This window comes from Pseudomonas sp. 51_B, assembly GCF_017491595.1.
Taxonomy (GTDB): Bacteria; Pseudomonadota; Gammaproteobacteria; order Pseudomonadales; family Pseudomonadaceae; genus Aquipseudomonas; species Aquipseudomonas promysalinigenes.
In genome coordinates this window covers 412,261-423,594 of record NZ_JAFGYW010000002.1, presented here as the reverse complement: position 1 = coordinate 423,594, position 11,334 = coordinate 412,261, and the positions used below count along the sequence as shown (strand labels likewise).

The following is an 11,334-nucleotide window of genomic DNA, read 5'->3' as shown; positions in this document are numbered from 1 at the left end:
AATCTAATTGGAGTGGACGTGAAGATTTTCAAGGTGTCTATATTTTTTTTGGTCTTTTTGAGTTTGTCAGGCTGTGACCAATTGGGGAGTGGAGTTGATCATAAGGAGCTCGGGATAACTCCGGTAGAGATTAAGCATTTTGTCGAAGAAGTAAAAAGGAACTTGGTGTTTGTTGAAGGTGGTGAATACTTGATGGGGGATTATGGCTTAGAGTATGGGCCGGAGCAAATGCCCTATGATGGTGATGGAGACAGTCGGCCAGTACATAAGGTCAAATTGAGCACCTTTTCGATTGCAAGATTTAAGATCTCAAATAAAGAGTTTGAGATGTATCTTAAGGGCAATGGTCTGAATTTGCGTTCTTTTGAGAATGGGGCATTGCAGAAGAAATGGAAGAACATTCATGCTTTACCTAATTTGCCAGCGCATATGGACTGGTATGAGGCCGACCGCTATTGCAATTGGCTGGCTAAAGTATCCAGTCTTCCTTTCTCATTACCCACTGAGGCCCAGTGGGAGTACGCGGCACGCAGTCGCGGGCAGTTTTTGATGGTGGCCACTGATGACGGTACTTATAAGCAGACAAATGATGATTTTACTGAATATGGGGGAGGGCCTAAAGGAATTAACATTTCTACTTATCGAGATCGTGAGGAGTTTGCTAGACAAATGGGGTGGAGCACGGCCGGTCTTACCCCCTTGCCGGTAGACAGGTTTCCTCCCAATCCGTTGGGCCTTTATGCCATGTCGGATAATGGGCTGGAGTGGGTTAAGGATTGGTATGACGAAAATTATTATCAGTACTCCCCAGAAATTGACCCCCAGGGGCCGGAGACACCCGTTACCAAGGACTACTATGGCCGGGATACAAAAGTTGTACGTGGTCAGGCATATGCCAATCCAAGCTGGGGAGGAGGAGTGAATGTGCACAGAACCGCTGAGAATCCGCATGGTTATGCATCCGAAGATAGAATGATTGTGTTGGGCGATAAAACGGCTAGGTGTGTTGTTAATAGTTACAATCGGATTGAGTAGCGGTGAGCTCTGTATTTCAGGGGTATTTAAATACAGGCTGCCTGAAGAGCGGGTAATGATTTTATTATTTGGTGCTTAATGATATGCGTGGAGTTATTCGTGTTGGCGACAACCTGTCTTCGGGAGGCAAGGTACTTGCCGGCACCAGTGGATTGAAATTCATGCAGCTCGATGTCGCTTGCGTAGGTGATGCTGTTTTTTGTCCACTACCTGGGCACGGCGTGAATGAAATAGCAGAGGGGGATACAGGTTCGAAAGTTAAAGGTCGGCCCATTGCTTTGGACGGTCATTGCTGTTCCTGTGGTTGTGAATTAATCACGTCGCTCCCTCAAGCAGGTAGGCTGTGAGATGGCAGTTGACCTGAACTCATTACCCGAGAGGCGATTGCTACCCCGGCAACCTCGACACTGGCGATGGGGTGTGGTCATCTTGCTTTGTTCGCTCGTCGTTGGCGGGTTGGTGGTCCTGCTTTGGCGGGTGGACAGTTGGCATACATCATTGTGGTTTTGGATCTGCGCGTTATTAGGAGTTTTGATTGCCGGGTTATTGTTCTACGCACTGCGTTTGTTGGCGTACGAGAAGCATCGAGATTATATAGAGAGCTGGAATGAGAGTCGCGATGAGTTGGAGCGGTCACTCATTCGGCGCGGCCAGCGTACGGTTGCAGTACTGGCCGTATCCTATTGTTCCGGGGCGGGTAGTAATAAGCTGGCTCAGGCCTTGCGTTTGGGTAGTAAGCCTCTACAGCCTATTTATCTGGAAGGACCAGCTTTGACAATGCGGTTGAGCCAATTAAAACCGTCGGTAAAAAATCACTCAAAGTCCGAATACGCTAAGCGTTTACGTGGATTTTTACAAAAAGTCGTACGTGGGTTGGAGTCTGATTTAGAGATCGGGGCGCGCGGTCTTGCTGTGGATGTTCGTATCAGGCATAACCAAGTGCTCAGCAATGAGGAGATTCTGTCTATTTGGTCTGCAGTTATCACCAACCCCCGCTTAACTGATAGCGTGGTCTTTGCAATGGACGATGATGGCGTAATGTGGCTGGACACTTGGTTGGATGCGCCGGAACGACATCAACTGTTAGTGTCCGTAGAAATTAACCTTTTTCTAAACCCCGTTGCTGAACAGGCCGAGACCGTGACTGCTGTGTTGTTGGGCTCTTCGCAGTGGTCTAATACGCAAAAAAATGATTCGATCGCCCTGGTCCATCGCCCTGTCCAACTTGAGTGCGCTGGTCGCTCTATCAAGGATGCAGTTACGGATGCATTTCGTTGGGGGCAACTGCGTGCCGGAGAAGAAACGTACTTCAGTTGGCAGGCTCAGGTGCCTGGTGACGTTTTACGTGAGACAAGTATCGCTGTGAATGCGGCACGTTTCCCTTTTAACGTGGCCAGGTGTCATCGATTGGATGATTCGTTTGGTTTGCCTGGATGTGCAGTAGGTAATGTCGCATTAATCGTTGCTAGTGAGTGTGCTAAGGCGGAGGACGTTCCGCAGGTGGTCCTGCTACATGATGGCTCTTCTCAAATTTTTGTTGTCCGGCCTGCATGAGATCTTGAAATAGGGATTGATCGTGAATAAGAAGAGAATCAGCGTCTGGATAGTGATCCTGTGTTTGCTCGTTGCGGGTGGGGTATTGATCTGGGTCGATAATCCCGTAGTGCAGGTGAGGAGTGAGACTGCACGCTTGCAATGGTCAGCAGTGTTGTTGACCGGCTGTTTGATATTTTTCTTTCTCGATGGCGTCGGCGAATTGGCTATCCGAATGTTGGGCGCGAGAGATTTTATTGCTCTGACGGGACAAAAGCTCGGAGCCAACTGGACTCTTTCGACTGGGAGTAACGTGGTTTCTAAGGCTGAGGCTCCATTCGGCGTACCCGAGTTGAGGGCGCATTTGAAGGGACGCTACGGCTTCTTCTGGCGGCGCAAAATTCGACTGTTGTTGGTGGTCGGTGAGTTTGAGCAGATCGAGGCGATTGCCCCTGGGTTAAGCGAGCAGCGTTGGCTGGAAGGGCAAAACACCGTGCTGCTGTGGGCCGGCAGCATCCAAGGTGAACCGCAAGACGCGTTGCTTTTGCAGTGGCGCGGCCTATGCCGCAACCGTGCGCTCGATGGGGTGGTCTGGGCGTTGAACAAAGACCAAAGCAATAACGTGAGCGCGATGAACGACAGCGTTCGTCGTTTGCAGAGTCTGGCCAAAACCCTTCGCTGCCAATTGCTGCTGCATGTGTGGCAGGTCTGCGACAGTATGTGGCCGCAGCACACGCGCGAAATCGGAGCGGTAGGCTGCATGCTCCCGGTACCATTATCGCCAGTGCGGCTCGCCGACCACTTAGGCATGCTCGCACAACCCTTACGTGAGCAGGGTCTATCGCAGCTTCAAAAAGACTCTGATCATGATTTCTTGCTTCGATTGTCACGCGATGTGGCGACCGAGGGTGTCTCCGGATGGTGCGCTGCATTGTCCGCGCTGTTCCGGCGACGCGACGTCTGGTTGCGTGGAGTGTGGTTCAGCTTACCGCTGCCACTCCAGAACAACCGTCGCGTGGATCATCACTGGCCTGAAGACCCTGCCTGGTCAGGAATACTCGACGATCGCTCCACCCAAGCCCGGCGACTGGGCTGGCACCCCGCCAGAGTCGCCTACGTTTCTGCGCTCGGCCTCGCTTTCATTTGGGGCATCGGCTTGCTGTTGTCGTTTGCGAGCAACCGTGCCGAGGTCGGTCAGACAGCGGCGGCGTACAGGCCTTTGCAGCAGCCTGTAGCAGGTACAGACACTAAACACGCACTGGGCGAGCTGGTACGCGAACTCTCCCGCCTGGACTATCGATCAGAACACGGCGCACCGTGGTATCAGCGCTTTGGCCTGAACCGGTCGCACGAGCTGCGTGAAGCAGTGTGGCCGCTCTACACGCAGGCCAATAACCAGCTGCTCCGTGACCCCGCCGTCTCCGAACTGGAAAAACGGCTCAAAGCATTGGTCAACTTATCCCCAGCGAGCCCCCAACGCGCCAAGCGGGCACAGCAGACGTACAACTACCTCAAAGCCTATCTGATGTTGGCGCGACCGGAAAAAGCTGACGCTGCTTTCTTGGTTAAGATCCTAGGCGCTGTGGAACCGGCGCTGTGGTCGTTCTTCGGCCAGCATCTGCCCGAGCACCCTGACTGGGCGATCAAGCCCGACCTCAGGTTGATCGCCCAAACACGCCAGGTGCTGCTGCGTGAACTGGGGCAACGAAAAGCTGAAAGCAGCTTGTACCAGCAGGTGCTCGACAACGCGGCGAACCACTACCCAGCATTGGGTCTGCAAGAGATGGTCGGTGGCACGGATGCGGGCGCGCTGTTCTCCACTGCTGAACATGTCCCTGGTGTATTTACCCGCCAAGCGTGGGAAGGGCAGGTTCGTGCAGCCATCGAGGACGCAGCGCAGGCGCGCCGCGAAGAGATCGACTGGGTACTCAGCGACAACCCCAACGACATTGCCAAAGAGTTGAGCCCCGACGAACTCAGGGAGCGGCTGACCACCCGCTACTTCCAGGATTACAGCAGTGCCTGGCTGGGCTTCCTCAACAGCCTGCGCTGGCAGCAAGGCCATGGCCTGAGCGATGTGATTGCACAGTTGACGCTGATGAGTGACGTGCGTCAGTCACCGCTGATCGCTTTGATGAACACGTTGAGCTATCAAGGCCAGGCCGGCGTCCGTGGCCAGGCCCTGGCCGATTCCCTGATCGAATCAGCACAGAAGCTGGTAGGACAAAAAGCAGCGCCGATCGTCGATCAACTTCCCCAAACACCCAGCGGCCCGCTCGACAATACCTTTGGCCCCTTGATGGCGTTGCTGGGCAAGGAGTCTGAAGGGCGATCAGTCGATGGCCGCCTGAGCCTGCAAGCCTTCCTTATCCGGGTCACCGGCGTGCGCTTGAGGTTGCAACAGGTCGTCAATGCGCCCGACCCCGAGGCGATGATTCAAACCTTGGCGCAAACGGTATTCCAAGGCAAGGGCGCGGACCTGACCGATACCCAGGCCTATGGCAACCTGATCGCCGCCAGCCTCGGCGCTGACTGGGGGCCAGCGGCTAATACGTTGTTCGTGCAGCCGCTGGATCAGGCCTGGCAACAGATTCTGCAGCCGTCGTCGGCCGGCCTCAACCGGGCCTGGCAGCGCGCGATCGTCGATGAATGGCAAGGCGCTTTCAGCGGCCGTTATCCCATCGCCGCCACCAGCAGTGATGCTTCCTTGCCCATGCTGGGGCAGATGATCCGTGCCGATTCCGGGCGGATCGAGCAGTTCCTGGCTCAGCAGCTCACGGGGCTTCTGCGCAAGGAAGGCAGCCGCTGGGTGGCCGACGCGCGACAGAGCCAGGGCCTGCGTTTCAACCCGGACTTTCTCACAGCGATCAACCAACTGAGCCAGCTGGCCGATGTGCTGTACACCGATGGCGGTATGGGCTTGAGCTTCGAGCTGCAAGGCAAGCCTGTACGTGATGTGGTGCAGACCACCTTCGTACTCAACGGTGAAAAGCATCACTACTTCAACCAGCGAGAAAGTTGGCAACGCTTCCAGTGGCCCGGGCAGGGTGACCATCCGGGCATCAGCCTGACGTGGAGCAGTGTCCATACCGGCGAACGCCTGTTTGCCGACTACCAGGGCACTTGGGGGCTGATTCGTCTGCTGGAGCAGGCCAATGTCACGGCGCTGGACGACGGCGACAGTCGTTTTCAGGTCGTGCTGGATGCGCCGGATGGCCTGGGCCTCACTTGGCATTTGCGCACGGAGTTGGGCGAAGGCCCGTTGGCACTGCTCAAGTTGCGCGGGTTCAGCCTGCCGCGAGAGATCTTTCTGATAGATGGCCGCGATACCCCGCAGTACTCGCAAGCTGGGGGTTATGAATGAGCCTGAAAAGACTGGTAGAGAGCTGCTTGCCCACAAGCGAGCCGCTGGTCATTGCCCGCAAGCACAGCGAATGCTGGGAACCTTGGCTAACACCCATCAGCGATGATGCACCAGTGGGCGAGGATCCAGGTTACGACGACGATTTCCAGCGCATGCGCGAAGAGGTCAACAAACTCTCCGGGGCGGATGTGGACCTGGTTGCGCAACTGGCGCAGAAGCTGCTCCAGCAGTCCTGCAAAGACCTTCGTGTTGCCACTTACTACCTCTGGGCACGTTTGCACAGGGACGGTGAGGCAGGCCTGGCTGATGGGTTGAACTTGCTGGCTGCGCTGATGGAGCGTTACGCCTGCGATATCCTGCCGGTGCGTGCCAATAGCCGCAAGATGGCCTTGGAGTGGCTTGCTGGCAACCGAGTGTTGGCAAGCTTGTCGCTGTACCCTCAGGTGGTCAAGGCCGAAGCCGAGCGGACGGTAGCTGCCCTGGTATGGTTTGAACACGGTTTCAGCAATTGGCCGCAAGAGCAGCGCCCGCGACTGGACGCCTTGTACAGTGCTCTCATTGCTCGCCTCGCTGTGTCGGGTGGCGTTGATGCAGTCGTCCCGCAGGTCAGTACTGATGCAGCCGTGGGCGGTAACGCCACAGGCCCGAGCCCATCGCCCATCAAGTCCGGACGAGATTTGCTGGACAGTGGCCGGGGGCTGGCAAGCTACCTGCGTAAGCAACCAGAGGGGTGGCTGGCAGCACATCGGCTGATGAAAAGCTTGCGTTGGGACACCGTGCATCAGGTGCCGCCGCACGATGCACAAGGGATTACCCGGCTGGCACCGCCTCGCGGCGAGTATCGCGCGCAGCTCAAGCGCCTGCACCTGCAGCAAAACTGGAGCGAGCTGATTGACCAGGTGGAGGGGATGTACGCCGAAGGCGTGAACCACTTCTGGCTGGATCTGCAATGGTATCTGCACCAGGCCCTGAGCAAATCAGCAGAGCCCCAGAACAGCTGGGCGAATGTCCTCAAACATGATCTGGGCATGCTTCTGCTGCGTCTGCCAGGGGTGGAAATGCTCCATTGGAATGACGGCTCGGCATTCGCCGATGAAGCCACGCGTCAGTGGATCAACCAGCAAGTCAGTGGTAACCGCCCGGAACAGTGGCTGCCCGCAGCTACGCCTGCCACATCGACGGGGGCATGCGAAATACTCGCCTTGGAGCCCGAAGCACTGGCACAAGCGGATGCCGACGGTGTCGAGCAGGCGCTGGCCTGGTTGGCGAGCCGGCCGGATGTACAGACCGGGCGGCAGCAGTGGCTCCTGCGTTTGCTAATGGCGCGTGTGGCCGAGCAGTTTGGCAAGGCTGAGCTGGCCATTCATTTGTTCACGGAGCTGGACACTGCCGCGCAACGTCACACGCTTGCCGACTGGGAGCCGGATCTGCTTTTCGAGGTCAAGGCGCGTCTACTCAAACTCCTGCGTTTGAAGGCCCAGCGCAACGAGGCCGACAAGCCTGCCTTGGCGCGACAAATGGAAAACCAGCTCGCCGCGCTCGTATCAATCGACCCAGTACGTGCTGCGGTGTTGTGCAGCTGACCCACATCGATCAGGAATCTGTTTTGAATACGGACAACCCAACTCTGCGTTACTTCGACGCTGAAATGCGCTACTTGCGCGAAGCGGGCAAAGAGTTTGCCCAGGCATTTCCAGACCGTGCGGCGCAACTCAATCTGGACAAACCCGGCGCTGAAGACCCCTATGTGGAGCGCTTGTTCGAGGGCTTCGCATTCTTGATGGGGCGTCTACGCGAAAAACTGGACGACGACTTGCCTGAGCTGACAGAGGGGTTGGTCAGCCTGTTATGGCCGCATTACTTACGCACCATACCCTCGCTGGCCATCGTTGAACTGATGCCTGATGTCAGTCAGATGAAAGGCAGTGAGGTGGTCGCAAGTGGCTTTCAGGTGCTGTCACAGCCGGTGGGGCAGCATCGCACTCGATGTCGCTACTCGACCACGCAGGATTTGACGCTGCGGCCACTTCAGCTTGATAACGTGCGCCTTGATCATGAGCCAGACGGATGTGCTGTTCTGCGCCTACGATTTGCATGTGGAACATTGGTCGATGGGCATCAGCTGGACCTCGCGCAGATACCGTTGTATCTGAATGCCGATGCCGCGCTTGCCAGTGTGTTGCATCAAGCGCTGACCTTGAACGTGCAGTCGCTCTATGTGCGCGTGCCGGGCAGAGCGGATCGGCAAGGATTCGCAGGGTATTTCAAGCCCAAGGGCTTTGCTGAAGACGATCGGCTTTGGCCTAAGGGCGAGAGTGCGTTCAGCGGTTATCAATTGCTGCTTGAGTACTTCACGTTCCGAGAGAAGTTCATGTTCGTGACGCTCTGCGGCCTGGAGTCGATAACGCTGCCTGCGGGCGCGCCGTGGTTCGAGCTTGAAGTCGTGCTCGGCGAGTCCTGGTCACATGCTGCCACGCCCACAGCAGAGCACATTCGTTTGCACGCTGTCCCGGTGATCAACCTGTTTGCACTGGAAGCGGATCCCCTCACCTTGGACCCCCTGCAGAATGAGTATCTGCTCAGGCCAATGCGCTTGCAGGACGGTCATACCGAGATCTATTCGGTCGACAGGGTTTCAGGGGCAAAAGATAGCGTGCGTCAGGACTATGTGCCTTTCAGTAGCTTCCGCCACAAAGGGGGGATGCTGCGCGACGAAGCCCCCGAACGCTACTTTCATACGCGCCTGAGGCGTGGAGCCAATGGCCTTCATGACACGTGGCTGATTCTCGGTGGGGAGGGCTTTGACAAGGATGTTCTGCTCAAGCGCAAAAGCCTGTCGCTGCGCCTGACCGGTACCAATGGTCAACTTCCGCGCAAAGCACTGCGCAGTACATTGCTCGATTCAGCGGCGCAGTCCACACAGGCAGGCTTGCGCGTACGCAATCTGACTGCGCCGACCCTGCCGTGTTACCCGCCAAACCGTGATCGTTTCCACTGGCGTGTGCTCAGTCACCTTGGATCGAATTTTCTGCCGATGCTCAACAGTGCTGAAGTACTGCGCGGCACGCTGGCTTTGTATGAATGGACAGGTAGCGAAACGAATCGACGGCGCTTGGAGGCGATTATCGACGTCAAGCATCACCTGATTCAGCGATTCGAAAAGGGCTTTCTGTTACGAGGCGTGGATATCGAGGTGACTGTCGATAGCAATGGTTTTTCGGGGGAGGGGGACATCTACCTGTTCGGTGAAATGCTCAGCCGGTTCTTCGCCCTGTATGCGGATATTCACTTGTGCACGCAACTGACCATGATGCTGCAACCAACGGGGAGGTGCCTGCGATGGAGCGAACATCACAGTCAGCGTATTCCCGGTTGAAGGCAGAGGGCATTCTCCAAGTACTGGCGGAGCAGGCGTCAACGGCGAATGTCTACCGCTTTTGCCAAGTACTGGAGCAGGTGCTGGACGAACAGCCACCGTTGGGGAGTACAGCGCACCCGGGCGACGACCGGGTTCGGTTCCGCCCGGACCCTGGAATGGGATTTCCGGCAGGTGAGTTGAAGGGCCTCGAAATCGATGAGGCGTTTCCTGAGCAACCCTTGACGGTGCGTACTCGGCTGCTGGGTTTGTATGGGGTCGACTCTCCTTTGCCAACGGCCTATCTGGACGATATCGCCCAACGGCGCGAAGGCCATGAGGCGTTAGAACATTTCCTCGACATCTTCAACCACCGGATATTCACGCAGTTCTACCGAATCTGGCGCAAGTATTCCTACCCGGCTACGTTCGAGCCGGGCGGGCGCGATGTCACATCACAGTGCTTACTGGGTTTGATCGGGCTGGGAATCCCTGGTACGGCCGCGCGCATTGCCACACCCATGTCACGTTTCCTGGCCTTGCTCAGTGTGATGCGTCTACCCACGCGTAACGCCGAGGGCATTGGTGCACTGGTGAAACTGCTGGCGCCGCAGACAGAGGTGCAGGTGACTGGGCATTGGCCGCAGAGAGTACCGCTTGCGCAGCCTGCCAGTCTTTCGCCCGAGCGTCCGGTGATGCTGGGGCAAGGCATGCCGTTAGGTGCTGTCGGTCACGATGCGAACAGCCAACTGCGCCTGCGGCTGTGTACCGAGGACCAGGATGAAGCGCGCGAGTGGCTTCCCGGTGGTCGGCTGATCGCCGATCTGCGCGTGTTACTGGAGGTGTACTTGGGTTGGCGCTGTACAGCGCTGCTGCAGCTCATTATTGCGCGAGAAATGGTGCCGGTTCCGGTATTGGGACGTACCCAGTCGATGCTGGGAATGACTGCTGTATTGAAACGAGCAAAGGGCGTTCACCCAATGGCTCAAGAAGACACGATCACGATCAATCTGGGCCGATACCGAGGCCTGCAATTGAACCCTTGCCGCAGAGAGGTACAGCATGTGGCGTACGCGTTTTAAGGCCTTCACAGCGTCCACTCTGATTGGTGTATTGAGTGGGTGTGGTCTTGCACAGAAGGTGGCGGATGGCACGGCATCTACCACGCATGCAATTTTTTACAAGCAAGTCAGAACGCTGCATCTGGACTTCAATGGCCGTTCAGCGATCAATACCAATGCCCAAGAGATGAGCGGACTGTCGGTCCCGGTTCTGGTGCGGGTTTACCAGTTGAGGGGCAGCCAGACGTTGCAGAATGCCACTTATGACGAACTGGTGAAGCAAGACGAGCGAGTGCTTCGTGATGATCTGCTCGATCAGCGCGTCGTGGTGATCAAGCCCGGTGAGGCAGCGCAGCTCAATACACCACTGCAAGCCCAAGCCAAGTATGTCGGTGTAGTCGCTTTGTTCAGAAGTCCGGATGTTCTGCAAGATACGTGGCGGCTTGTGCTGGACCGTGACGACCTCGACCCGGATCAGGCCCGCGTGATTGAGTTGGGCGATAACCGATTGACGCTTCGACCGCAAGCAGAGGACTGAGAGCATGTTCCCGACCAGCCCCTCTCTCTACGAGATCCTGTTGCAGAACTTCAGCGGTGAGTTGGAGCTGGACCAGGCCAGTGAAGAAGACCAGTTGACCCTCTCGGTGCTGGACAATGTCCAGCGCATTCTCAACAGCCGTGCCGGTTCGCTCTCGCATCTGCCGGATTATGGCTTGCCGGACATGGGCACGGTACTGCAAGGGTTACCTGCCTCGGCCCATGGTTTGATGCATGACATCGCACGAACGTTGCGTCGTTATGAGCCACGCCTGGCCGAGGTGAGCATCGCGCTGCTACCTCAGTCTCGCCCTGGCCACCTTGAATACGCCCTTGAGGTACTCATCAAGGGCGGCGGCCGGGTGACCTTTGGCACCACACTCGGGGCTGAGGGCCGGGCTGTGGTGCGTCACCTCAAGCAGGAAGGCTACCTGCCCAAGTACTAGACA

At 56.8% G+C, this 11,334-nt stretch carries 9 protein-coding genes; all 9 read left to right on the top strand.

Annotated elements, in window-relative coordinates; genetic code table 11:
* Positions 1 to 18 precede the first annotated feature (18 nt).
* Positions 19 to 1,035: an SUMF1/EgtB/PvdO family nonheme iron enzyme gene (locus J5M56_RS05015; protein WP_207870087.1), complete on the top strand. Its 1,017-nt coding sequence runs from the start codon at positions 19 to 21 to the stop codon at positions 1,033 to 1,035.
* 83 nt (positions 1,036 to 1,118) lie between these two features.
* Positions 1,119 to 1,382: a PAAR domain-containing protein gene (locus J5M56_RS05010; RefSeq protein ID WP_186477196.1), complete on the top strand. Its 264-nt coding sequence runs from the start codon at positions 1,119 to 1,121 to the stop codon at positions 1,380 to 1,382.
* Positions 1,383 to 1,455: 73 nt separating this feature from the next.
* Positions 1,456 to 2,589, top strand: coding sequence for a hypothetical protein (locus tag J5M56_RS05005; protein ID WP_207870083.1), 1,134 nt, complete (start codon positions 1,456 to 1,458; stop codon positions 2,587 to 2,589).
* A 343-nt stretch (positions 2,590 to 2,932) separates the two neighbouring features.
* Positions 2,933 to 5,932, top strand: coding sequence for an ImcF-related family protein (locus tag J5M56_RS05000; RefSeq protein WP_243430503.1), 3,000 nt, complete (start codon positions 2,933 to 2,935; stop codon positions 5,930 to 5,932).
* Positions 5,929 to 7,515, top strand: coding sequence for a type VI secretion system protein TssA (gene tssA, locus J5M56_RS04995; protein ID WP_207870081.1), 1,587 nt, complete (start codon positions 5,929 to 5,931; stop codon positions 7,513 to 7,515). Before J5M56_RS05000 ends, tssA begins: the two co-directional genes overlap by 4 nt.
* Positions 7,516 to 7,538: 23 nt before the next feature.
* Positions 7,539 to 9,308 carry a type VI secretion system baseplate subunit TssF gene (tssF, locus tag J5M56_RS04990; protein ID WP_207870077.1) on the top strand — a complete coding sequence of 590 codons (1,770 nt, stop codon included), beginning with the start codon at positions 7,539 to 7,541 and terminating at the stop codon, positions 9,306 to 9,308.
* On the top strand, positions 9,272 to 10,369 hold the full coding sequence (gene tssG / locus J5M56_RS04985; protein ID WP_207870159.1) for a type VI secretion system baseplate subunit TssG: 1,098 nt from the start codon (positions 9,272 to 9,274) through the stop codon (positions 10,367 to 10,369). Before tssF ends, tssG begins: the two co-directional genes overlap by 37 nt.
* On the top strand, positions 10,350 to 10,886 hold the full coding sequence (gene tssJ, locus J5M56_RS04980) for a type VI secretion system lipoprotein TssJ (RefSeq protein WP_207870075.1): 537 nt from the start codon (positions 10,350 to 10,352) through the stop codon (positions 10,884 to 10,886). Before tssG ends, tssJ begins: the two co-directional genes overlap by 20 nt.
* A gap of 4 nt (positions 10,887 to 10,890) precedes the next feature.
* On the top strand, positions 10,891 to 11,331 hold the full coding sequence (gene tssE / locus J5M56_RS04975; protein ID WP_207870073.1) for a type VI secretion system baseplate subunit TssE: 441 nt from the start codon (positions 10,891 to 10,893) through the stop codon (positions 11,329 to 11,331).
* Positions 11,332 to 11,334 lie beyond the last annotated feature (3 nt).

Excerpts from the sequence above, each read along its gene's own strand:
- J5M56_RS05010 (WP_186477196.1), top strand. The coding sequence starts at position 1,119 with ATGCGTGGAGTTATTCGTGTTGGCGACAACCTGTCTTCGGGAGGCAAG.
- tssA (WP_207870081.1), top strand. The coding sequence starts at position 5,929 with ATGAGCCTGAAAAGACTGGTAGAGAGCTGCTTGCCCACAAGCGAGCCG.
- tssG (WP_207870159.1), top strand. The coding sequence starts at position 9,272 with ATGGAGCGAACATCACAGTCAGCGTATTCCCGGTTGAAGGCAGAGGGC.
- tssJ (WP_207870075.1), top strand. The coding sequence starts at position 10,350 with ATGTGGCGTACGCGTTTTAAGGCCTTCACAGCGTCCACTCTGATTGGT.
- tssE (WP_207870073.1), top strand. The coding sequence starts at position 10,891 with ATGTTCCCGACCAGCCCCTCTCTCTACGAGATCCTGTTGCAGAACTTC.